Annotated in this window: 21 protein-coding genes; 8 read left to right on the forward strand and 13 right to left on the reverse strand. The window is 41.4% G+C overall.

Translation table 11 applies throughout. From position 1 onward, the window contains the following. Positions 1-25 precede the first annotated feature (25 nt). Positions 26-715: an N-acetylmuramate alpha-1-phosphate uridylyltransferase MurU gene (murU, locus tag FTU09_RS05300; RefSeq protein WP_131261486.1), complete on the reverse strand. Its 690-nt coding sequence runs from the start codon at positions 713-715 to the stop codon at positions 26-28. After that, on the reverse strand, positions 716-1,729 hold the full coding sequence (locus FTU09_RS05305; protein WP_180079696.1) for an aminoglycoside phosphotransferase family protein: 1,014 nt from the start codon (positions 1,727-1,729) through the stop codon (positions 716-718). A gap of 120 nt (positions 1,730-1,849) precedes the next feature. On the opposite strand from FTU09_RS05305, the gene FTU09_RS05310 reads away from it, so the two are divergent. Beyond that, on the forward strand, positions 1,850-4,294 hold the full coding sequence (locus FTU09_RS05310) for an LPS-assembly protein LptD (protein WP_180079698.1): 2,445 nt from the start codon (positions 1,850-1,852) through the stop codon (positions 4,292-4,294). Beyond that, complete coding sequence (locus FTU09_RS05315; RefSeq protein WP_180079700.1) at positions 4,294-5,595, forward strand: peptidylprolyl isomerase; 1,302 nt, start codon at positions 4,294-4,296, stop codon at positions 5,593-5,595. The genes FTU09_RS05310 and FTU09_RS05315 overlap by 1 nt, the downstream gene beginning before the upstream one ends. Before the next feature lie 169 nt (positions 5,596-5,764). Here the strand turns inward: FTU09_RS05315 and hfq are convergent, their stop codons facing one another. The 4 genes from hfq to tsaE form a co-directional block, all read right to left on the reverse strand. Further along, positions 5,765-6,283 (reverse strand): RNA chaperone Hfq, encoded by a 519-nt coding sequence (gene hfq, locus FTU09_RS05320; RefSeq protein WP_178318404.1) that lies wholly within the window; start codon positions 6,281-6,283, stop codon positions 5,765-5,767. A 92-nt stretch (positions 6,284-6,375) separates the two neighbouring features. Next, complete coding sequence (gene miaA, locus FTU09_RS05325) at positions 6,376-7,320, reverse strand: tRNA (adenosine(37)-N6)-dimethylallyltransferase MiaA (protein ID WP_168419030.1); 945 nt, start codon at positions 7,318-7,320, stop codon at positions 6,376-6,378. Between the two features lie 6 nt (positions 7,321-7,326). Then, complete coding sequence (mutL, locus tag FTU09_RS05330; RefSeq protein ID WP_154320806.1) at positions 7,327-9,309, reverse strand: DNA mismatch repair endonuclease MutL; 1,983 nt, start codon at positions 9,307-9,309, stop codon at positions 7,327-7,329. After that, positions 9,302-9,778: a tRNA (adenosine(37)-N6)-threonylcarbamoyltransferase complex ATPase subunit type 1 TsaE gene (tsaE, locus tag FTU09_RS05335; RefSeq protein WP_096901184.1), complete on the reverse strand. Its 477-nt coding sequence runs from the start codon at positions 9,776-9,778 to the stop codon at positions 9,302-9,304. The genes mutL and tsaE overlap by 8 nt, the downstream gene beginning before the upstream one ends. A gap of 216 nt (positions 9,779-9,994) precedes the next feature. On the opposite strand from tsaE, the gene FTU09_RS05340 reads away from it, so the two are divergent. The 3 genes from FTU09_RS05340 (at position 9,995) to FTU09_RS05350 (ending at position 11,913) form a co-directional block, all read left to right on the forward strand. Further along, the gene (locus tag FTU09_RS05340) at positions 9,995-10,909 is read left to right on the forward strand and encodes a pseudouridine synthase (protein WP_154320807.1); all 915 of its coding nucleotides are present in this window, start codon (positions 9,995-9,997) and stop codon (positions 10,907-10,909) included. A gap of 110 nt (positions 10,910-11,019) precedes the next feature. Further along, a complete protein-coding gene (locus FTU09_RS05345; protein WP_004976848.1) occupies positions 11,020-11,376 on the forward strand; it encodes a type II toxin-antitoxin system RelB/DinJ family antitoxin in 357 nt (118 codons plus the stop codon). A 93-nt stretch (positions 11,377-11,469) separates the two neighbouring features. Beyond that, positions 11,470-11,913, forward strand: a complete 444-nt coding sequence (locus FTU09_RS05350) for a GNAT family N-acetyltransferase (RefSeq protein ID WP_004976850.1) — start codon at positions 11,470-11,472, stop codon at positions 11,911-11,913. Between the two features lie 101 nt (positions 11,914-12,014). Here the strand turns inward: FTU09_RS05350 and FTU09_RS05355 are convergent, their stop codons facing one another. Next, on the reverse strand, positions 12,015-12,737 hold the full coding sequence (locus FTU09_RS05355; protein WP_131261624.1) for a pseudouridine synthase: 723 nt from the start codon (positions 12,735-12,737) through the stop codon (positions 12,015-12,017). A 159-nt stretch (positions 12,738-12,896) separates the two neighbouring features. On the opposite strand from FTU09_RS05355, the gene FTU09_RS05360 reads away from it, so the two are divergent. After that, positions 12,897-13,352 (forward strand): DUF441 domain-containing protein, encoded by a 456-nt coding sequence (locus FTU09_RS05360; RefSeq protein ID WP_004976854.1) that lies wholly within the window; start codon positions 12,897-12,899, stop codon positions 13,350-13,352. Positions 13,353-13,437: 85 nt separating this feature from the next. On the opposite strand, the gene FTU09_RS05365 is transcribed toward FTU09_RS05360, so the two are convergent. The 5 genes from FTU09_RS05365 to FTU09_RS05385 form a co-directional block, all read right to left on the reverse strand. After that, positions 13,438-14,613, reverse strand: coding sequence for a CynX/NimT family MFS transporter (locus tag FTU09_RS05365; RefSeq protein ID WP_154320808.1), 1,176 nt, complete (start codon positions 14,611-14,613; stop codon positions 13,438-13,440). Between the two features lie 130 nt (positions 14,614-14,743). After that, on the reverse strand, positions 14,744-15,664 hold the full coding sequence (locus FTU09_RS05370; RefSeq protein WP_131261626.1) for a LysR family transcriptional regulator: 921 nt from the start codon (positions 15,662-15,664) through the stop codon (positions 14,744-14,746). 283 nt (positions 15,665-15,947) lie between these two features. Beyond that, entirely contained in the window at positions 15,948-16,931 is a 984-nt protein-coding gene (locus FTU09_RS05375) for an ion transporter (protein ID WP_096901190.1), read from the reverse strand. 140 nt (positions 16,932-17,071) lie between these two features. After that, on the reverse strand, positions 17,072-18,784 hold the full coding sequence (locus FTU09_RS05380) for an AAA family ATPase (RefSeq protein ID WP_180079702.1): 1,713 nt from the start codon (positions 18,782-18,784) through the stop codon (positions 17,072-17,074). Positions 18,785-18,887: 103 nt separating this feature from the next. Next, positions 18,888-20,891, reverse strand: a complete 2,004-nt coding sequence (locus FTU09_RS05385; protein ID WP_180079704.1) for a hypothetical protein — start codon at positions 20,889-20,891, stop codon at positions 18,888-18,890. 456 nt (positions 20,892-21,347) lie between these two features. On the opposite strand from FTU09_RS05385, the gene FTU09_RS05390 reads away from it, so the two are divergent. Both FTU09_RS05390 and FTU09_RS05395 read left to right on the forward strand, forming a co-directional pair. Further along, on the forward strand, positions 21,348-22,520 hold the full coding sequence (locus FTU09_RS05390) for an iron-containing alcohol dehydrogenase (protein ID WP_004976867.1): 1,173 nt from the start codon (positions 21,348-21,350) through the stop codon (positions 22,518-22,520). 246 nt (positions 22,521-22,766) lie between these two features. Continuing rightward, complete coding sequence (locus tag FTU09_RS05395) at positions 22,767-23,762, forward strand: alpha/beta hydrolase (RefSeq protein WP_179990127.1); 996 nt, start codon at positions 22,767-22,769, stop codon at positions 23,760-23,762. A gap of 64 nt (positions 23,763-23,826) precedes the next feature. On the opposite strand, the gene FTU09_RS05400 is transcribed toward FTU09_RS05395, so the two are convergent. Continuing rightward, positions 23,827-25,008 (reverse strand): hypothetical protein, encoded by a 1,182-nt coding sequence (locus FTU09_RS05400; RefSeq protein WP_004976871.1) that lies wholly within the window; start codon positions 25,006-25,008, stop codon positions 23,827-23,829. Between the last annotated feature and the right edge of the window lie 38 nt (positions 25,009-25,046).

Raw genomic sequence — 25,046 nt, forward strand, 5'->3', positions numbered from 1 at the left:
GGGCGAATGCTTAGTGAATATGCACTTAAGCGTACACACCCTGCTGAATTTGTTGATCTAGCGTATTTAATCGTTCAGGAGTGCCAACATCCACCCAAACACCCTGCAATTTCTGTGCAGAAATTTTTTCTTGCTGCATGGCTTGTTTGAGCAATGGCGCAAGCGGACGTTTGCCCGATTCCAAACCGTTAAACATTTGCGGATGCATCACCGCCACGCCACTATAAGTCAGATTTTCACCTGAGCGTGCTTGCTCAAAAGTATAGGCTTTGTTTGCAGCCAAAGTGAAATCACCTTGCGGATGCTGCACAGGGTTTTCCACCAAAACCAAATGTGCCAAGTCGTCTTGAAGCTGCACATTTAATAGTGGCGCAAAATCCATGGTGGTCCAAACATCGCCATTCACCAATATAAAAGGTTCATTGCCCAATAATGGCAACGCATTGATGATGCCACCTGCAGTTTCTAAGCCTTCGCCTTCATGCGACCACAAAATTTTCACACCAAATTGCGAACCATCACCCAAAGCATCTGCAAGTTTTTCACCCAACCATGCCGTATTGATGACAATTTCCTGCACACCCATCTTTTGTAATTTTTCGATGTGCCACACAATTAAAGGCTTACCACCGACTTCCAATAATGGCTTAGGTGTATGCAACGTTAAAGGACGCATACGATTACCCATGCCTGCAGCAAGAATCATGGCTTTCATTTAGGCAACCACCTCATACTGACCATATTTGGCTGTAAATTTTGGCATTACTGTCGTGTGAATAAAGTGCATAAATGGTTGTAATTCTGGATAAGATTTACTTTCTTCAAGTAAATACCACATTACGCGCGGTAAATCCTTGAGATAACCCGATTTACCATCACGCTCAAATAAACGCACAAAAATACCTAAAATTTTGATATGACGCTGAATCGCCATCATATCGGCATCTTTTTTAAATTGTTCAAAATCACGGTCTTGCTTAGATGCTGCCGGCAACAAGTCATAAAACATTTTAAACCAGCGATACACACGCTCAGCATTCCACTGTACATAAGCATCACGCGTAATTGAAATCAGGTCATAGGTGTCTGCACCAATCACTGCATCCTGAAAATCGATTACACCTAGCTCGGTATCATCATTAATTTTCATTAAGTTACGACTATGAAAATCGCGATGCACAATCACTTGTGGCTGAGCCAAAGCGGCATTGGCCAAAATTGCAAATGTACGTTTAATTAATGCACTTTCTTCAGCCGTTGGCTGAATCTGTAAGGCAGGCAATAACCAATCGGTGAGTAACTCCATTTCACTGATGAGTTTGTCATAGGAATATTCAGGGAAATGTGCCGTACCATCAATATCTTGTAATTGAATTAACTGCTTAAAACACTGCGCATAGTAGTCATCTACAGTCTGATCATTCAGCAAGGTAGATAATAAGACATCACCAAAATCTTCAAGCAACAAAAAGCCTTGTGTCAGGTCTTTGGCTACAATTTTTGGCACGCGCACGCCATGGGCAGCAAAAAATTCATCAATCGTCACAAAAGGACCACAATCTTCTTTTTCTGGTGGTGCATCCATGAGCATAAATGTTTTATTATTCAACTTGATTCGTGCGTAACGACGAAAACTTGCATCGCCTGCTAAAAAATGAGTTTCAAATTGATCTGAACCAAGTACAGATGTTATCCATGTTTGTATCAATTGTTCGCGTTGTGTATTCATTTGCAATAAATTCTAATACAGGCTGAGTTTTTAAAGTGCTAAGTGTAGCTACTTCTGCGCTTTTTCTCTATGATGCGACAATAATTAATTGCGATTAAGCATTCTTGGTTGATGAGATAAATGAAGCATCAGTTTAAATTTAATCCTTTAGCGACTGCGGTCTTAACTCTGTTATGTGGTCACTCTGTTTCCAGCTATGCGCAGACCACAGATCAGACTTCATCTGTCACAAATCTCAATAACCAGCAGCTTAAACACACCATTCAGGAAGCTTATCCTGGGCAGCAGTTCTTTGAGCAATATTATGTTGATAAAGCTGCACCTGAAGCACAACAACAATTTGGGCACACTCAAAGTTCTGCCTATTGTGAAGGTGCATGGCTAACGCCAATCAGCTCAAGCACCGTTGCCGTAGATGCTGCAGAAGCGACCTCTACCGTTACTGCCGATTATGGTCACTATGACCCAAATGGCGATTCCGTCTTGGAAGGCAATGTCCTGATTGACCAGCAAGGCCGTCAAATTCGCGCCGATAAAATTACCATTGATCAAACCCAAACCTTTGCCAAAGCCGAAGGTCGTGTACAAATGGCACAAGCTGGTTTACTTGCGCAAAGTGATGAAATTAACTACAACCTTAAAACTCAGCAAGGCGATTTAAATAACAGTTTTTATATTGCTGAAGAACAGCATGCGCATGGCATGGCAGAAAAAATTGCACGCACCTCAACCAATACGATGGTGCTGAATAATGCCACTTACAGTACTTGCCCGCCTGAACAAGCCCCGACTTGGAAAATTCAAGCCAATGAAATTAAGCTGAATCAGGAAACGGGACGCGGTGAAACACGTGGCACCAAATTGTATGTGAAAAATGTACCAGTTTTGGCTGTACCCTACTTCAATTTCCCAATTGATGACCGCCGTACCACAGGTATTTTGACGCCTAGTTTTGGCTTTACCAATGATGGTGGTGTCGAGCTATCTGTGCCTGTATATTTAAACCTTGCACCGAATTTTGATGCTACCGTTAGCCCACGTTATATTGCTGATCGTGGCGCGATGCTAGAAGGTGAATTCCGTTATTTAACTGAAAATTTTGGTTCAGGTAAAATTTGGGGCGGTTATTTAGCATCGGATGCCAAATATGATGACCAAGACCGTAAAGACTTACATTTTTTACACGGCTGGCAAATCAACGAACAATTTTCAACCAACTTAGAATATAACTATGCATCGGACAAAGACTACTTTGCCGATTTAAATAACAACCCGAACTCTAAAACCGACCTAAATTTACGTCGTGCTTGGGAGTTGAATTATCGTAACGGTATACCGGGTTTAAAAGCACAGCTCAAAGTTGAAGATTTCCAAACCCTGGATAAGACGATTCCATCTGTGGATCGCCCTTATGCACGCCTACCACAATTTTTATTGAACTATAAAACGGGCAATCCTCAAGGCTTCCAAGTCGAATTTAATAACGACACAGCTTACTTCAAAAAAGATCTAGCTGCGCAAGATGGGGAACCAAGTGGTACGCGTATTTATAATGACTTTGCTGTGCGTTACAACTACCGCAACCCGTGGTCATTTGTAATTCCTGAAGTATCGTTACGTAACATCAACACCTTCTATGACAAAGAGACCCTAAGTACAGATACGTATAAATCTTCAAAAAGTGAGTCAGTTACTGTTCCGCAATTCACTTTAGACACAGGGATTACCTTTGAAAAAAATGGTCGCTTCCTACAAACGATTACGCCACGTGCATTCTATGCCTATGCACCGTATAAAAATCAAAATGATCACCCTAACTTTGATTCTGCAACAGCATCAATCAATTATGATCAATTATTCAGTCCAAACCGTTTCTATGGACATGACCGTTTAGAAGATAATAATTTCCTATCTTTAGGCTTAAGCTACAGCCTGTTTGATGAAATTGGTTTGGAACGTATTAAGGCAGGCATTGGTCAAAGTTTCTATTTTGAAGACCGCCGTGTCACACTAGAAAATACCAGCGATGATTTTGACACGCAAAGCCGTACAGGGCCAATTGTCAGCCTCACCAGCCAATTAAGCCAAAATCTCAGCATCGGTGCCAATGCTGCTTGGATGTCTAATGGCGACAATGCTCAGCGTAATGTAAATCTGCTTTACGCTGGCGATCAGGGTAACTTATATAACTTTGGCTATATTAACCGTCGTTATATTCCAAACCGCCAAGACCATTATGATCAAGTGGTTGCATCATTCATTCAACCCATTCACAACAACTGGCGTATTTTAGGTCACGCACAATATGACTTAGATAACAGTGTGGCACGTGAGTATTTACTGGGTGTAAATTACGAATCATGCTGCTGGGGTATTTCAGTCTATGGTCGCTCTTACTATAACGACTTGGACGATGTGACAGATGCAGGTGTTAAACCAAAACGTGCCATTATGGCAGAGCTAAATTTAAAAGGTTTAGGCAGTTTCAATAATAAACTTGCTTCTTTGCTTGAAAACCGTATTTTAGGTTTTAATAAAATTAATCAATCTTGGACACAACGTTAATGAAGACAGTACAGTTAAAACGATTTTTAAAAGCATCTACCTTGGCACTGAGCATGGCTGTTAGCCTGCCTGCATTTGCCGCTGCGAATGATCAAATTGTGGCTGTAGTTGACAATAGTGTCATTTTAAAAAGTGATTTAGCGCAAAGCGTGGTTGAACTTAAGCAACAGCTTGAAATGCAAAAGCGCCCTGTTCCACCTCAACAAATTTTAGAACAACAAGCCTTAGAGCAATTAATTGTACGTCAGGCTCAATTAGAACAAGTAAAACGCTATAACATTAAAGCTGATGAAAAATCCCTGAATGAAGCTGTGTTAAAAGTTGCACAGCAAAATGGAAGCAATAGCTTAGAGGCTTTTCAGCAAAAGTTAGACAAATCATCTCCTGGCAGTTATGCATTTTTACGTAATCGTATTGCAGAAGATTTGGCCATGAATCGTTTGCGTCAGCAAGTGGTGATGTCACGTATTCAAATTAGCGATCAAGACGTTGATAACTTTCTGAAAACCCCACAAGGTCAGGCCGCTTTAGGCAACCAAGTCCATATTTTGCATGTGCGTGTTTCAGGAAAAGAAAATGCAGCTCAGGTTTCGCAACAAGTCAAAGCTGAACTGGCGCAGAACAATGACATTCAAGCCATCAGTAAAAAATATACAGGCAACGGCATAACCGTTCAGTCTGCAGACATGGGCTTACGTAACTTGACCGATATTCCTGCAGAACTTGCTGCACGTATTACGCCATTAGATGTGGGGCAAACCAGTGAATTGATTGAAGTCCGTGATGGTATTCATGTCGTAAAATTACTGGAACGCAAAAGTACTGAGCAACGTGCACTAGTTCCACAATACCAAACTCGACATATCTTGATTCAGCCAAGTGAAGTCGTAAGCCCTGAAAATGCGAAACACATGATTGACAGTATTCACAACCGTTTAAAAGCGGGTGAAGACTTTGCAACCTTAGCTTCGACTTTCTCTAATGATGCTGGCTCTGCACGTGATGGCGGTAGTCTAGGCTGGGTGAATCCTGGCGTGATGGTGCCAGAATTTGAAAATCAAATGAAAAACACTGCAAAAGGTGAAATTAGCGCACCATTCCAAACCCAGTTTGGTTGGCATGTACTGCAAGTGACCGATACACGCCAGCAAGATATGACTCGTGAATACCAAGAACGTATGGCACGTCAAATACTAGGTGAACGCCAGTTTGATACTGAATTGGATAGCTGGTTACGTGAAACGCGCAACAATGCTTTTGTAGAAATTAAAGACCCAAGCTTAGACCGCAAGAAAAACTAAGCTTAAGTTTTCTGCTATTTCTAAGATTAAAACCAGTGTTGCTACACTGGTTTTTTTATGCTTTTCTAACATGTGCACCGCATCTTATTTACTACTCAAATATGACTTTGATAAAAACCATAGACATAAAAAAACCTCTCATTTCGAGAGGTTTTTTTAAGAAGATCAATTAATGGTTGTTATCGTCTTCTGAAGATTCTTCAAATTTAGAATCGTTGTCAAAACCGCCTGTTGCTTGACCGCCACCGAAGCCACCTTGACCGCCGAAGCCACCTTGACCACTAAAGCCGCCGCCTTGACCGCCAAAGCCACCTTGACTACCGAAGCCGCCGCCTTGACCACCGAAGCCGCCTTGACCGCCAAAACCACCACCTTGACCACCGAAGCCGCCTTGACCACCGAAGCCACCACCTTGACCACCGAAGCCACCGCCTTGACCGCCGAAGCCTGCGCCTTGACCACCAGCAGGTGCACCAGCAGGACGTGGATTACGTGCAGGAACAACTGTAGAAATTGCATGTTTGTAAACCATTTGGCTTACCGTATTTTTTAATAAAACAACATATTGGTCAAAAGATTCAATATGGCCTTGTAGCTTAATACCGTTCACAAGGAAGATAGAAACAGGAATACGTTCTTTACGGAGAGAATTCAAGAACGGATCTTGTAAAGTTTGACCTTTAGACATGTTATAACTCCAAAAATAATTAAAAATCAGCGCAAAAACTATCTCTATTTTTCAATTAAAAATTATAAAAAAGACAGTAGGTAAATTTTGCTTTATCCGTAACAGTTTCGCAAGTCTTCTTGAGCCTGCTTTATCGTAAAATATGTGTGAAATTTATGCGATTCTTGCAACGATCTGAGCCAAGTATATTGACGTTTCGCGAGTTGTCGTGTCGCGAATAGCGCCTTATCCTCCATTTCCTGCATTTTTTCGCGACTTTCATCACCGTTTTGCAAAAACTCTAAAGCTTGACGATAGCCAACTGAACGCATAGAGGGTAAATTAGCATCTAAATCGTAATTTTCAATAAGATGTCGCACCTCATTCAAAAAACCCATTTCCCACATAATCTCTAAGCGTTTTTGAATACGCTGATGTAATTCTACCCGATCAGGCATCAAAGCGTGGTTATGAAAAGTGTAACGATATGGTACATTTTTGGGTTGTTCTGCCTGAAGCTGGGTAATTGGCGTTCCTGTTAATTTATAAACTTCTAGTGCACGAATAATACGTTGTTTATCTGACACCTTAAATTTTTCACCCGCCAGTGCATCTACTGCACATAACTCTGCATAGACCGCTTCCCAACCTTCGCGTGCAGCTTTATCTTCAATTTCTGCACGGACGTCGTAATTGGCACTGGGTAAATTGGAAGATAGTCCTTCAAGCAAAGCTTTAAAATACAGCATAGTTCCACCCACTAAAATTGGGGTTTTGCCACGTGCGTGCATATCATCAATTAAGGCGCAGGCATCTTCCACAAACTGCGCAGCAGAATAAACTTCAAGCGGGCTAATAATATCAATCAAATGATGCGGATAACGCGCCTGTTCCACTTTAGTTGGTTTGGCTGTACCAATGTCCATATCTCGATAAACCAGCGCAGAATCGACTGAAATTAGCTCAAAATGACCTAATTCATAGAGTTCACATGCCAAAGCAGTTTTACCACTTGCAGTTGGTCCCATTAAATTGATGACCGGCAATTGTTTTGACATGTAACACTACTCTCCTCGAGCAAAAAGTTTATCTAATTGAGCCAATGGAAAAGCACGCCATGTTGGACGACCATGATTACATTGGCTGGCAAATTCAGTTTGTTCCATTTGACGTAACAAGGCATTCATTTCAGAAAGACTCAGCATCCGATGTGCACGCACCGCGCTATGACACGCCATACCCGCCAAAATATGATCACGCTTTTGCAGTAACGCCTGCGCTTCATCATTTGGGTCTAAATCATCAAGTAATTCAGGAATTAATTCGGCAAAATCTGCCTTATGCAAAATCGCGGGCACACCGCGCACAATGACCTGTTCATCGCCATATTGGTCTATTTCCAAGCCCAGTCGTGCCAATTGTTCTTTTAAATCATCCACCCGCATGGCTTGCATGCGGCTAATGCTGATAACTTTGGGGATCAGCAATTGCTGCGAAGTCCAAAACTCAGGTTTATCCCAAGCGGCTTTCATCTGTTGCAACACAATTCGTTCATGGGCGGCATGCATATCTACAATAATCAAGCCTTCACTGTTTTGCGCCAGAATGTAAATACCATGCAATTGCGCAATTGCAATGCCGAGCGGATGCTCATCCACCGCAGGTGTTGTGTTTGTTTGCGTAAGATTGGCTGAGTCTTGATCTAGATCACGTAAAGGCGCGAGATAGCTTTTTAAAGCATTGTTGAGCTGTTGCGAACCTTGATAATTACTCTGCACAGGTCGGTTATATTGAACTGTCTGCGGCTGACTCTGATTAAAATCGGTAAGTAACTCACTTCCCGCTTGTGAAGCAGGCTGCATCGTGTACGCATCTACTGCATCGTCAGCGGAATTGTAAGGATTTGCCTCGGCATGTTTGTGCAGTAAAAATTGTTCCTGATAACGCGGTTGCACCACATAAGGCGCAGCTTGTTCGATAGGATCGGCTTTCATGGCTGTAGCTAAATCTGCAGTTGCAGTTTGAAATTGCGCTAAGGTTTCTTTGGCGTAATGTCTTACAAACTCATGAACTTCTCGCTGATTTAAAAAGCGAATTTCATGCTTGGTCGGATGCACATTGACATCAATATTTTCAGGTTCTACTTCTAAAAATAGCAAATATGCAGCATGTTGATGTCCATGCAAAATACCTTCGTATGCCATACGCAAAGCATGGGAGATGGTCTTGTCTTTTACAATACGTCCATTCACATACACATACTGTAAATCGGCTTGTGAACGTGCATCGGAAGGATGCCCCAACCAACCCGATAAGCGCATGGTGACACTATCAGCATCAATCCAATAGGCATTTTCGACAAAGTTTCGTCCTAAAAGTTGCTGCACGCGCTGAAAACGCAATTCGCCACTGTCTGCAATGGGTAAATTCAGTTTAATGCTGTCGTTGTGTTCCAAAACAAAACGAATATCGAAATGTGTGAGTGCCAAACGACGCACAATTTCTTCAATATGTCCGAATTCTGTACCCGCTTTTTTCAGGAATTTACGTCGTGCAGGCACATTAAAAAATAAATCCTGTACCCGAATATGTGTGCCTTTTTGTGCAGCAACGGCCTGAATATCTTGATGGTCAAAGGCAGTGCCATTGACTTCGACCTGATAACCGACACCATCTTCAGTTTGGCTACTGACCAAAGTCAAACGCGATACTGCTGCAATTGATGCCAGTGCTTCACCACGAAAGCCTAAACTGACAATAGCATGTAAATCATCAGCCGTTTGAATTTTACTGGTCGCGTGACGAGTCACCGCCAAAGGCAAATCTTCAGCATGAATGCCACGACCATTATCAATAATTTCAATGAGTGTACTGCCGCCTTGTGCCACCCGAATAATTAGCTCGGTTGCACCTGCATCAATGGAGTTTTCTAGTAGTTCTTTGACCACAGAGGCAGGACGTTCAATCACCTCACCTGCAGCAATTTGGTTGGCTAAGGCAGGTTCAAGCGTGTGGATCCGACGTAGATTTAACACATCATTAGGCATGATTAAATTGTTGCTCCAAAGCTTGTTGTAATGCAACCGAAGACGAACTTAGCGTTGCAGTACGGCTTAATTCATCTTCCGATTTTTTAATTTCAATGATCAGGTCTGCGGGCGGAATTTCATCGCCACCTTTTGATGGCCATTCAAATAAAAACAAGGCATTTGGGGTTTCTAAATAATCACGAATGCCCATCAGCTCTAATTCATAAGGATCATTTAAACGATATAAATCAAAATGAAAAATATCTTGTCCTTGTATTTGATAAGGTTCCACCAAGGTGTAAGTCGGGCTTTTAACCGCGCCCTGATGCCCCAAATGCTGTAGAAAATAACGCGATAAAGTGGTTTTTCCTGCGCCTAAATCACCAATTAAATAAATCACACCCGACCGAAAATGCGTTGCCAAAACCTGCGCCAGATTTTGGGTATCTTGCTCATTATTTAAAGCCAAATTAAATGAATACTGCATAACGCTCACGACATGATTCAAAAGACCAATTATGATAGCATCGCACTGCTTTAAAGCCTATGTACTGATGGATAAAACTGTGTAAATGTGGACAATTTATAACAAGTTTAGACAAGGCAATGAATCAAGATTATTAAGCTTAGCACCCAAACTGCTTAGGCTATTTTCAATATGATGAAAAAGAAACTCTCCCACCTGAATATGAGCAATTTGCAGATGAAGTCGACTCATCCCAACACCTTTGTTCCACCCATGCTAGATGGTGTGAGCGCCAGCAAATTGCATTTACCCAAATTAAGCACACAGCCTGAATCAATTTTTCGTTATTTATGTGCCCAGTTTGCCCATATTTCTGCACAGGAATGGCTGCAACGCTTTGAGGATGGGCTGGTTTATGATGCCGAAGGCAAGCGTTTAGATTTAGATACACCTTATAGCGCACATCAGGATATTTTTTATTATCGTTTTTTAGCGCATGAAGTTGCCGTGCCTTTTCAGCATCAAGTTTTATTTGAAAATGAACACTTATTGGTTGTAGATAAACCACATTTTTTGACCATGAGCCCTACAGGGCAATATGTACAAGAAACCCTATTAGTACGCTTAAAAAAACAAACACAGAATGAGCAGCTCACACCTATTCATCGTTTAGACCGCGAAACTGCGGGTGTGGTGCTGTTTTCCAAACAACCAGAAACTCGGGCGGTGTATCAGCAATTATTTGCAGAACGTCAGGTGCAAAAAACCTACCATGCCATTGCGCCTTATCAAGCTAATTTGTCACTACCATGTACTGTGCAATTACGCATGGAAAAAGGTGAACCTTTTTATTTGATGCACGTCGTGGCAGGCACACCTAACAGCGAAACAGAAATTCGTTTGCTTGAACATAATCAAACATGGGCAAAATATGAATTAAAGCCTACAACAGGCAAGCAGCACCAACTGCGTGTGCATTTAAATAGCTTAGGTATTGCGATTAAGAACGACCCGTTTTACCCCATTTTACAGCACAAACAAGCAGATGATTTTTCTGCACCGCTACAATTGCTTGCCAAGCATTTAAGTTTTTTTGACCCGATTAGCCAGCAACAATTCCACTTTAGCGCACAGCAAGAATTGACATTGTAATATGTTTGTCATTACAAAATAGTGGATTTTCGTTGTAGTCATATTGAAATTACAAATGAATTGTTTACAATATTGCTAAAATTTAAATCTATTTCCTTCTATTAAAAATTATGAGAAAAACTGAAGTCTATCAAGTACGCTTGGACTCTCAAGAGAAAAAACAAGCCTTTGCTGTGTTTAAACAGTTGGGGATTACGCCTGCGCAAGCGGTACGTTTGTTTTTTAAGCAAGTCGTGCTGACTAAATCAATTCCCTTTTCAATTGAAAATCAGAATATTAATCTGGAACAATTGATTAAGTTACGCAAATTAAAACAAGAGCAAAAAGCAACGCTAGTGGATGCAACCCCAAGCAATGAAGCATCTGTAACTGGCAATAATAGTGTTGAAGATTTTGAACTGGATGATGAACATCTAGACTTGTTTGATGAACTCAATGCAATTTTGGGTGAAACTGACAAAAATTAACAGTGTTGCATTTTTAAACAATTCTTTAAAAATTTACTTTAAAAACTTAGCTATGCTTCATGCAAGGACAATAAAAAAGCATGGAGTATCGTAATGATTGTAAGACGTGCCACTTTAGAAGACTTAGACCAGCTTGCTGTATTGTTCGATGAGTATCGTCAGTTTTATGGTGCATCCTCGAATTTAAGCCTTTCAGCAGCATTCTTAAAACAGCGTTTTGAAAATCAGGAAAGTGTGATTTTCATTCATATTAAAGATCAAAAAATCACTGGATTTGTATTACTTTATTTAGGCTTTTCTTCGGTTGCCTGCTCGACCTACTATATTTTAGATGACGTTTATGTCACCCCTGTTTTTAGACGACAAGGTTCGGCCAAACAGCTCATTGATACTGCAATTTTATTTGCACGACATGAAAATGCGCTACGGATTAGCCTTGAAACACAGAAAAGTAATTACCAATCCCACCAATTGTATGAAAAGATGGGTTTTGTCAAAGATGATGAATTTCAAACCTATCACTGCTTTTTAAAATAGTCATCTGATCTGACGATTGCAGAGTTAGACAATGGATTTAAATTTAACCTAGCCCAAGCCATTGCTCATAAGCTATTGATGAAAGCTCAGCTAAACTCATGTTATTCCATACGGCTTTTTGCCAACTCGACATGTTCAGGGCTTAAATACATCCATTCACCCACATCTAAAGCCAAATCAGTCAAGTTTAATGCACCAACTTGCTGACGATGTAATTGTTCTACTTTATTGCCCACTGCTGCCAGCATACGTTTAACTTGGTGATAAACACCTTGATGAATGGTCATCTGCAATTCATGTTCAGCAAGCTGTTGTACCTCTGTTGCAGCAAATGTCCCTGATTCATTGCGCAATGCGACACCCTGCTCAAGTTGCTGGATTTGTGTTGCATTAATCGGGTCTGCGGTGTGCATAGCATACACTTTTGCCACATGCTTTTTAGGATGGGTCAATGCTTGTAAAAACTGTCCATCATCCGTCAGCAATAACAGCCCTGTGGTGTCCTGATCTAAGCGTCCAACACACTGCAAACCACGATTCAGCAATACATCATCAAACAAGTCAAACACACTAAAATGATGGGTCGCCTGATGCGAACACTCATAGCCTTGTGGTTTATGTAAGGCGATATAGACCTTTTCACGATATTGATAATTTTCCCCATACACCGAAAATTGCAAAACCGTTTCAGGCGCAATTTTTATCGCGAATTTAGGATTGGTCTGGGTTTCGCCCATAATGGTGACTGCACCATTTTTAATGAGTTGTTGGCAATGTTTACGTGATCCAAAGCCTTGTGATTGCAACATTTTTTCCAACAACATGATGAGCGACCTAATGATAAAAAGTATAAATATATTTGCTGCTATTCTAAACCAAATACACCGTAAATTCTGAACACATTGCGTACCTTGCCCGCTTGTAGTTCAAAACAGTTACAATAACTGCACTTTTCCAATTTATTTCCCCTTTTATGGATCACCATGCTCTCTCAATTAGACCTTAACCTGATGGTGCTGATCGTTCTACTCGCATGCGGTATTTTTAGCCAAAATACGGCTGTGACCATTGCCGCAGCAGTACTGATTGTTTTTAGAATTACGCCGCTAAGTGAATTTTTCCCACTATTGCAGCAGCATGGCTTAAATCTGGGCATTATCATTCTCACCATTGGCGTACTGACACCCATTGCCAGTGGCAAACTTCCAGGCGAAGCAATTCTAAAATCTTTCCTGAGTTGGAAATCTTTACTTGCGATTGCAATTGGTGTTTTTGTGGCATGGTTAGGCGGGCGTGGTGTCAAGCTCATGACCAATCAGCCTGATGTGGTCGCAGGCTTATTGATTGGTACAGTCGCAGGTGTTGCTGTGCTACGTGGCGTGCCTGTGGGACCACTGATTGCAGCAGGAATTCTCACCTTGTTTATTGGCTATTCTTAACATAGATTTAGGGACGCTTGGTTTAGATGGTTTTGCTTGAATTCATCGTCTTGTATCAACCAATTTCAATAAAAACCATCCAAATCTAAGCCACTTTGCGAAACAAGATAGATGTTAATATCATTCCCATTGCAGATAAAACGGCCATTAAAATACCAACCCAAAGCCATGTTCCTGTGGCAGATACGATAGCTGCGACCACAGGCGGCAATAAAAATTGTGAAATTGCCGAGCACTGCAACACCAAACCTACGGTGGTACTAATCGCAATCGGTTGTGGTGCAAAATTAAGTACTTGCGCAAATACCACAGCTGCGACTAAACCACCAAATAAAGAGAAATGGATGACCAATAAAAACTGCACAATGAATGGTAAAACATCACGCAAAATATAAAAACTCAGTGCGCATAGCATCAATACCGCAAAACCCATTTGCATCAACACTTGCGCTCTCAGCCCACGCTGTAATAACAACCCACATACAAATGTACCCACCGCATTTGCCATTGCAACCATAGCTGTGAGCACACCTGCGGTTTGTAAAGATATTTGATATTGCTGATAAATGGTCGGCAAAAAACCCACCAAACTGAACCACTGCCCTGCATAAACACCAAAAACCAAAGCCAATATCCATGCGGGTGGATGGCTCAAAGTGCTTTTAATCAGTTCAAAGATGGCAATGGCTTGCGTGCTGATCTGCACACTTGGTACGGCTTTATAAATGATGATTGCGAGCGCAAAGGATAACAATCCCAAACACATCCACACGCCTTGCCAATCCAAGATGGGCAGTAAAAACGGCGTACTTAGTAAACCAATACCCATCCCACCGCCCATATAGGCACTCCACAGCCCCATTTTGGCAGGCAACTGCTCCACTGCAACCAGTTGACGAATAAATGCAGGGCCGCTGAGTGTAATCAGTAAAAAGCCAAAACCTTCAATTACACGCAGACTTAATAGTGCGGAAAAGCTATGTACAAAACCACCAACAAAACTTGCACCTGCCAATAAAGACAAACCCAAAAGTACACAGCGTTTTAAGCCAATTTTTGCGGTATAACTGCCTAGCAACAATGCCAAAGACATGCCCGCAGCTTGTACCAAAGACAGCAAAAAACCTGCCTGAACCAAACTAATTCCGAGTTCAGCTTGTAGGATGGGTACAGTCGGTGGCAACTTGCCAATATGCATTGCTGCCATAAAACCCGCAGCAACAATCCACAAATCCTTTGTCAGCCAACGTACCGAACTCACTGCGCTCTCCCTTAATTTTCGCAAGGCAAGCTTAGCAAGAACATCTCACTGTTTTTAGTGGAGATTTAGATGAGCTTAGTGTTTTTAGCGATAAATTAGCATTCTCTTTACGATGCTGATCGTACGATTTTTAACTTGAATAATACTGCGTGCGTTTTTGGGAAAATTTCTCTAATTGCTTCAAAAAGCCTTCAAAATAGCACTTTTCTTTTTCTTCGCTACGATAACCCGCATACAAGGTACGGCGTAATCCTCCCGCAGCAACGCAGTCTAAACGACGTGAAGTTACCCAGCCTTTTTGCTCATATTCATTCACCACCCAATCTGGCAATGCGCCAATCCCTCGCCCACTCGCCACCAGTTGAATCAACATTTGGGTTAAATCTGTAGTACGAATAGCTTTTGGCTGAATATTGGCTGGAATGAATAGCTTAGACATAATATCTAAACGGTGTTTATCGACAGGATAGGTAATCAGGGTTTCTTCTGCCAACTCCTGTACGGTAATGCGCTCGGCACGTACTAAAGGATGAGTATTTGACAACACCAAACGCGATTCATATTCAAAAATTGGAAAATATTCGATACCTTTTAAGGCAATCGGGTCTGCGGTAATCAATAAATCAAATTCTGCGTTTTGCAATAATTCATGCGGATTGGCTTCAAAACCTGAAGCAAAATCTAAATCTACATCAGGGTATTGCTGACGATATTGATTCAGCAGCGGCATCAACCAGTCAAAACAACTGTGACATTCCGAAGAAAAAATAATCCGCCCCGTTTGCCCATGCACAATGCGGGTAATATCGGTTTGGGTAATTTGAATTTGTGGCAAGACATCATCCGCCAGTTTCAATAAACGCTGCCCAACATTGGAAAATGTCACAGGGCGACTACGACGGTTCACCACTTCTACGCCATACCAATGATCTAGTTCTTTGAGTTGATGAGAAATGGCAGATGGCGTCAGACATAAATCATTGGCGGCAGCAACCAAAGAACCATGTTCACGCAGGGCTGATAGCGTTTTTAAGTGGCGAATTTCAAGCATTGCTTGTTCCTAGTTTTTCAAGTTATTGACTGCATGTTTAGACCTAGGTCGCATTTTTATTTTGCAAAATAAGAAACAAAGCCAAACATGATTCAATTTAATAATGAATTAATTTAATCTTAGCATGTAAATAATGAGTTTTCTTCATCTTAGTTTTTATTCGATGATATTTACTACGAAATCAATACAATTCCATAAAAATAATATGGCTTTCAGCAAGCATGTTTTAGGCTTCCAACGTGCAGAGCCAAACTAGAATTGAAATTCTTAACCCAAGCCTCGCTTACTCCGACAACTTCTCTCCACAATGTGGGCAGTATTTATAAGGCTCCTGTTCTAAACGCAGCTCTTCTTCACGACGCTCACGAATTAACTGCAATAAAATATCTTGGGTTTGCTCAGTGGTTAAACCGACTTGTTTGCGTAAATCTTCAATTTTTTCTTGATCATTTAACAGATCAATCTCACTATTTTGCAATAGCTCTCTAAATTTCAACCCTAAATGCTGCTTACGTTGTTCAAGTTCGTTGGCTAAACCTGTGGCTAAAATACCTGCAGGCAATGCTGCCAAGCCGACACCCAATACCGTAATTAACGCACCTAAAATTCTGCCCCAAGGGGTAATTGGTGTGACATCGCCATAACCGACTGTGGTTAAAGTCACCACTGCCCACCACATCGAAGCGGGAATTGAGCTAAAGGCTTCAGGCTGTGCCTTGCTTTCCACCACATACACACCTGCGGCAGACATCACAATCATAATAGAGAGAATAAAAATGACTGCCTGAAATGATCCTTTTTCCCGTTCGATCACTCTTAATAAAATTTGCAATGATACAAAGTAACGTGTCAGTTTTAACAAACGCAGCAAACGTAAAATTCTTAGGAACCGTAAATCTAGATGCACAAAGAAGTTAATATAAGCAGGTAGAATCGCCAACAAATCTATAATTGCCCCACCGCTGGTAAGCCATTTTACACGCTGTTTCCACGGCGAAATAAACGGGTCTTTTTCGGCAATACTCCAAATCCGCAGCAAATATTCAAGCGTAAACACTGCGATGGAAAAGTTTTCAAAATGGTCAAAAAATACCTGATAGGCAAGATAGACATCATTCACCGACTCTAAAATAACCGCACTGGCATTGCCTAAAATCAGTAAAATTAAAAAATAGTTAATGCAACGACTAAACCATGTTTCATAGTCATCGTCGTGTAAGTTGTTATAGACAAATTTTCGAAATGTGTACCACGGTGTAAATGCCATACCGAATATTATATTTTAAGGCTTACAGTGATGGCAGTTTAACCGAAGTTTTTCTCAAAATGATAGTATTTTATGTGACGTTAAGCGGGCATTTTTAATGCAGAATTGCAGTATAAGTCATCATTATCCAAATGACTAAACTACTGAATAAACAGCAATGCTAAACGCACCTGATCATAGCCCATGCGTGGACTAGTCGCTTCAACAATCGGGCGCAGTTTAATTGCGCCATCATCGCTGAAGTGCTCTGCATTTTGACGCTTCATTAATCGCTTATAAATTTTACGGACCTCTTCCACCACTTCTTCACCTGGATGTGCCACTGAAATATCCAGATTTTGTTCTTTTTGCAAACGTGCCAAATGGTTGATAATAGTTGCAGGAGTTAAACCTCGCTCTACTGCAATATCCTGAATATCATAACCTTCTTCAAATAAAGCGCGGGTTTCATCTAACGTGGCAGTCGCATAATTGGTTTTTCCACCTTTGGCAATTTTCTTTTCATTGCGCAAAATTTCGGTTTCGTTCAACGTGCCACCACAGTGACGAATAAATGCATTATGTTGTGGTGTTAAATCCAACAGCTCATAGTGCGTTTCAGCTTCTTCAGACAATTCCTGAAAACGGCGGTCAGCCTTAATCGCTAAACTGTCGAGTTCCAAAGCTTGGCTATTAAATCCCAATAAACGCAAACCGCTTAACGATTTTAATCGTGACAACGCCACATAACCCTGCCCTTTTTCAAAAGTATGGCTAAGATTGATTTCTGCCGCTTCTAAGGTCATACCTTGTGATTTGTGGATGGTAATTGCCCATGCCAAACGCAGCGGAATTTGCTGGAAACTGGCAATGGTTTTGCCTGCATCATTATCCACCGACCAAGTTTCAGGCTCGACCAGTAATACTGTGCCATCGGTCAATTTTACTTTAGGCAAAATACCGTGATCGTCATCTTCTTCAAAGCCAATCACTTCGCCCAAACTGCCGTTGATATAGCCCATATCGAAGTTGTTTTTAACAAACATCACTTTGGCATGTTTTTTTAGATTTAAAATTTCAGGCGCACGTACGGATGATTTCAGCGTTTCAATCAACTTTTCATTGCCATCACACACGGCATCAAACTGCTTGCTCTCAGTTTCAATTTCATTCAGATGCTTAAAGTTGATATTGTCCACGTCCATATTGTGCGTATATAAACGTGTGAAAGTGTCGCCAATATCTTGATGGCGGGTGTGCTCCAAAGCCTGAATATGTTGATGATCAATACTTTGTGCACGAATTGCATTGAGAATGTCATTTAAGTAGTCATCGCCCTGACGGTGCTGCTCAGTTAAATAACAGACTCGAAATTTAGCTTCGACCCACGCCTCTGACATAAAACAGAACTTGTCACGATTGCGCTCATCGTTTTTTCCTACAGGCGGTAACTGGAAAAAATCTCCTGCGACAATCACTTGAATGCCGCCAAAAGCGTCATCACTGTCTTTAAAATATTTTAAAACTTGATTGACCAAATTCAGTTGTTTGGCATGCAACATCGAAATTTCATCAATAATCAGCACTTGCGCATTTTCTAAATGTTCTTTGAGATATTTGCGCTCTTTCATATTTTTCAGGTCGGCATCGGACAAAAAATCTTTAATGCCTATGCCTGCCCATGTATGAATGGTCATGCCATTCATGTGCGTTGCTGCAATGCCTGTAGATGCCGTAATTGCCACGGGCACTTTACGCGCTTTTAAATAATTGATGTATTGATTCAGGGTATAGGTTTTACCCGCACCAGCCGAGCCTGTTAAAAAGACATTTTCGCCTGCTTTTAAAAGTTTAAGTGCAGTTTCCTGTTTCATAAGACCTATACCATGATTGAACGGCTATAGCCTAACGAGTTTTGAGCCAAAAGTTAAGGCTCAAGTCCGTGAATACGACAACGGTTGTCTTATGACTTGTAACTTATGACTTTGATGGTAATTGTGGATTCAGCCATGCAATAAACTGCGCTGCGATGGTAACCAACAATTGTTCTGCTTTTTGATTATTAGGATATTCCAATTGATCAAACACAAGTTGCCCATTCCTAAAGTGACAGCCCAAGGTCAATTGCTGCACATAATGTGGTGATGCCATGTGAAACGCCACATATTGTCCTTCACTCATGGCTTTGGCATAGCTCAGTGCCAAACAGTGTTTAAAGTTTTTCGATTCTTCAATAATACGGTCTAAATCGGTCAGTTCTTCAAAACACCAACCTGAAAAGTACAATATTTGCTGCGGGCTTTTCGCCTGCCATGTGCTACACGGAATTTCTTTTTTCAGTTTGGCAAATAGCTCTGCTTTATACACTTGTTGATGCCAATGTACCGCTTGATGAAACAACCCCAACCAACTCAAACTTTTTGGAATATGTGTATGCGCTACGAAATATTCCAGTAAATAGTCGCGCACATAACTGTCAAATACCGAAACACGTGTATTGTGTGCACGTAAATAAAAACGCTGCCGAAAATCATCAGGCTGAATCTGATAACGCTGCAATACCGTATAAAAATCACGTTGCTGCTGACTTTCTGACTGAATATAGTCCAACAAAGCTGTCGGTAAATCTTGAGTGATTTGCTGTAAATACAACATATAGCTTTGCATGACACGACTTAAACGCCGAAATACATGCTTGACCAAATGCTCATCATGTTGTGCCACGGTTTTCAGCAAAGTCATCCTCTCATCCAAATACAAAATAGAAGGACTAATGGCAACTCGCGGATCATCCAACGATTGTTTTTCGCCATGCGGCATTAAACTGACATTATGCGCATGTGCGAACCACGCTTGCTGTGTCGCATATACATTACAGCTTTGAATGAACATACGTGCGGCTGAATATTGAAAATATTGCAAAGTTGCCAAAATAATCCGTGGATGTGCCTGACTACAATCGACAAAACTGAGCGCAGTCACTGCCACCCGCACACTGGTATGATGAATATTTAAACTAAGCCAATCCAACACTTGTGCAGACTGTTTAAACAGCCAATTCACCGCACGTGGATAATCAAATAACGGCAGTTTGGCGACTTTCTTTTGCCAAATTAAAGGGCAAGATTTTAAAAAATGCGGTTTCGCCAAAGCATCGGAACGCTGCCACACCTCACGGTGCATTAAACGCGCAAAACCCAATAAATGCCCATGTTCTTCGGCATGTCGATACAACAACCGAATATCATCCTGATGATCGATTAAATCCTGAAAATTAAATCGTTCAGGAAATGAAATACTTAAAATACGATGCATGGCTTTAGGTAAAAATTCTGCCGCACTAAAACAAAAATCATCATAACTTTGCATCAGTGCTTGCACTGGCAAAAAGGTTTCACCCTCTACAAATTCCAAAGCACACAGCATCGATAAGTTAGTTAAAACATCTTCAGGAATGTGCTGCCCTTGCTGCACAAATTTGGTCAATACTGGTTGATACTGATCGTCTGCCTGCATTAATGCCTGATCTAAAATTTGTGCCTGCATTGCATCTAAATGCAATAACAATTGCTTAACCCGTGCTGCACCATCTACCCACAGGTAAACTTGCTGCAGAATCAATTGTCGCAATTGCTGCGCCTGATTACGCAAAAATAAAGAATGCTGCGGTTTTAAATCCCCAGTCAAAAAATGCAGATCATGTAAGAAAAAATCTTCAAATGCTTCTTGCTGTTTCCCCGCAAATTCAAAGTGAGTTTCTATTAAATTTGTATGCGATTTTGGCGGATAAAATTCAAGACTAAACAGACCATTCAGCAATTCGACCCGATGCTGCAAAGGATCGATCCGAAACAAATTTTGTGCTGTAAAATGTCCAACCAAATCCATTTGATCTTGATAGATTTCTGCGGCCACACTGGAAATACGAACCAATTGCTGTGCAACGGCATGCAACTGGCTATGCTGGCAAATTGGCTGCATATACGCTCCTCATGCTTAAGTGCGGTCTATCTAAGTGTCATCTTATTTTTATTTGATTGCACCGACTAGACCCATCACGTGATACATCCCTATTTTTTGTTTTTTATTTCCATCTGCAAAAAGTGGACAATTCTTCAATCGAGCTTAAGCCACTTATTAATTGAATTACACCTGAAATTTATGTGAACGGTATCTACACCTTAAAATTAGAGATACAAAAACACTATAAACAAGATTTAAGCCCTTGCCTATAGCCTGCACACAACTTCAGAAAAAATAAAAACCCATTAAAAAACAAATAAATTTCAATTGATTAGTTTGCATTATTTACTCAGAAAATAGGGTTGGTGTTTGGTAGGTAGGATTTCACCACAAAGCATTGAATACTCAAATCACGGTTCAACACCGCGATAACAACACATTATTCCAATACCCAATGCAAGAAGGAATCTGAGCATGGCTTTTAAAAATATTGCAGATCAAACCAACGGTTTTTATATTCCTTGTGTGTCTCTCTTCGGCCCTGGTTGTGCCAAAGAAATTGGCGTAAGAGCGCAAAATTTAGGTGCTAAAAAAGCCCTGATTGTGACAGATGAAGGACTGTTTAAATTTGGCGTAGCCGATACCATTGCAGGCTATCTCACCGAAGCAGGCGTTGCTAGCCATATCTTTGCAGGTGCTGAGCCAAACCCAACCGACATTAACGTACATAAAGGTGTCGATGCCTACAATGCCAATCAATGCGACTTTATTGTGTCTTTAGGTGGCGGTTCTTCACACGACTGTGCCAAAGGCATTGGCTTAGTTACCGCAGGTGGTGGGCATATTCGTGATTATGAAGGCATTGATAAAAGTACCGTGCCAATGACTCCACTAATTGCCATTAACACCACAGCAGGTACAGCATCGGAAATGACCCGTTTCTGTATCATTACCAATACCGACACGCACGTTAAAATGGCAATTGTCGATTGGCGCTGCACACCACTCATCGCCATTGATGATCCAAAACTCATGATTGCCAAACCTGCAGGTTTAACCGCAGCAACAGGCATGGATGCCTTAACCCATGCTGTAGAAGCCTACGTTTCAACTGCAGCCAATCCTATTACCGATGCCTGCGCTGAAAAAGCTATTCGTATGATTAGCCAGTGGCTTAGCCCTGCCGTGGCAAATGGTGAAAATATTGAAGCACGTGATGCCATGAGCTATGCGCAATATTTGGCTGGTATGGCATTTAATAATGCCTCATTGGGTTATGTGCATGCCATGGCGCATCAACTCGGTGGTTTCTACAACTTGCCGCACGGCGTCTGTAATGCAATTTTACTGCCGCATGTTTGCGAATTTAACCTGATTGCCTGCCCTGAGCGTTATGCAGATATTGCAGAATTGATGGGAGTCAATACTGACGGATTAACCACCACAGAAGCCGCCTATGCCGCAATTGATGCAATTCGTGAATTATCTAGCTCAATTGGTATTCCAACAGGTTTAGCAGAGTTAGGCGTGAAAGAAGATGACTTGGCGATTATGGCTGAAAATGCACAAAAAGATGCCTGCATGCTCACCAACCCACGTAAAGCCAATCATGCACAAGTGGTCGAAATTTTTAAAGCCGCGATGTAATTTGAATCTCCTGCTGAGTGAATCACGATTTGCTCAGCATCTCCCATCCTTTTTTCAATTTTCGTCTGTTGCTGTTTTATTTTTATCCTTCCCTTTGGCAGAACCATCTCAGATGCGTTCTGCTTTTTTTGCTGTTCAGAACAAAATGAACTCGCAGCATAAAACTAAACCGGTATAGATGCAGAGAGTTTGCATAATTCAATTTGACAAATGCGCACAGCTCATCAAGGATATAGTCAAAATAAAATGGATGACGAACACCTTATGCTGTTAAGTAAAAAACAAAAAACAACACCAAGCTATCAACCCGATATTTTGGGTGCCGATTACCAACAAATGACGCTGGATTTTCCTTCGGATTATGAAGGCAAAGTGATTGCTACCTTGGTACGCAAAAAAGCCGAACAGGAAACCCGTAAAGCCGTACTTTATATTCATGGTTTTATTGACTATTTTTTTCAAACAGAAATGGCAGACCAGTTTAATCAGCATGGTTATGACTTTTATGCCCTAGATTTACGTAAATATGGGCGTTCGCATTTGTCACATCAAAATTGGTACAATGTGCGCAGCTTGTCTGAATATGATGCAGAAATTTCCGCTGCACTTGAGCAAATTGCCACAGAAGAACATGACTCAGTAATTTTGGCAGGACATTCAACAGGTGGATTAATCACCACGTTATATGTGGCACATCATCCCAATCATCCACTGATTCGTGGTTTATGGTGCAACAGCCCTTTTTATGATTTCAATATGAGCGAGATTGAGAAAAAATTCGGCATTCCTCGTTTAAGCCAATTGGGCAAATTGCTGCCAGAAATGAAATTTCCAAGCCGCCTTAATCCATTTTATGTACCAAGTCTACACAAACAATATCATGGTGAATGGTTATTTAATTTGGAATGGAAGAAACCGCGTTATCCAAAAGTGCGATTAAGTTTTGTTCGTGCAATTCATGAAGCGCAAAAAGAAATTCATGCCAGTGTGCATTTGGGTGTACCCACCTTAATTATGCATGCGAGTCAAAGTAGTTATCCACGCCAATGGAATGAGATTGCGCAACGCACTGACGTAATTTTAAATGTTGCAGATATGCAAAAATATGGGCATCACATGCATGGCGATATTCAGCTTTGCCAAATTGAAGATGGCGTGCATGATTTGGTGCTTTCTGCGCCAGAAGTCCGCGCGGAAGTGTATCAGTCCTTGTTTGACTGGTTAAACCGCAAAGGGCTGTAAAAACTAAAAAAAACAGTAAGACTAAAGGACAGTGAAATGAAAGCCTAAAGACTTGATTCGTCATTTAGGCTTTGTATTTTAATAAAATTTGATGTGCAGGATGATGCTTTGGCATCAGTTCAATTAAACGCTCTACCGCATCAATCGCTTCAGGGCTATGCGCCAAATGTTTCAGCAATACATCGGTATCTTGTGCATTAAAAATGGCATCACTCAGGCGTGATTCTAAACAATCTCGCCATGCGCATAAAAATGGACTTTCAGTTTTCGCCAAAAATACCCCTGCACACGTTTGCAAGGCAGACTGCACATAACCTGCATCTAAAGCCTGCTCAGCTTGTAAAAAATCGGCTTCAATATGCGCCAAAACTCGGTAAGGACGCGAGCCGAGCATCCCCCCTAAAATATCGCGTAATTGCGACATTTCAGCTTTTAGCGTTCCCATGCTGACTTTACGCTCACCATATAGTGCTTGGTGTAAAGTGTCTAAACTCATGCCTTGTGGGCAAAGTGCCAAAATCACCAATATTTCAATTTGACGCGGTGTCATCACCACCACTTTGCCATTAAATAACACCTGTGGCACACGAAACGCGCGAATATAAAGCTGCTGTTTTTGCTGTTCCAGCAACGCATTTTGAATTAAAGAAGCACAGCGCTCTGCTGCCAACAAACCCAAACTGTTATGATTTTTCCAAGTGGTCGATAAATCAATCACGCCCAACACTTGTTTGGAATGTGGGTCTAAAATTGGTGCAGCATAACAAACCCAGTCATGTAACGATGACATATAATGTTCACTGGAAAACACACAACTGGCTTGCTGAGTTTTGAGTGACAAAGCCAAAGCATTGGTACCCACCAACTCTTCACGCCACTGTCCACCCTCTACAAAATGTACTCGTTCCGCCACATTACGCATTTGAGCGCTCGCTGCCGTCCAAATAATCGTACTGCCCACATCGCCCACGGCTGCCACCATGTCGGACTGCTGCGCGATATGTTTTAAATCTTCTGCGCAATTTTGCACAGCTCTCTGTAAAGCCGAACCGCCTTGCGGATGCGATAAACTGGAATTTAACGGAGCAGCCTGCCGATCTACAGGAATTTCTGCAATTTCAGAGCGTTGCCAAGAATTTAAAATACTCTGCTGAATTTGCTGCGCATGCAGCGGCGATAAACTACTGCTTTGTCTAAACCGTTCAATATGCAGTTTTTTTTCCAATAGATCTTGTTTTTTCATCATGACTGATTCTCACAATCCTGTGGGCATTACATCCATTG

Source organism: Acinetobacter sp. YH12058 (genome assembly GCF_013419805.1).
Classification (GTDB): Bacteria; Pseudomonadota; Gammaproteobacteria; order Pseudomonadales; family Moraxellaceae; genus Acinetobacter; species Acinetobacter towneri.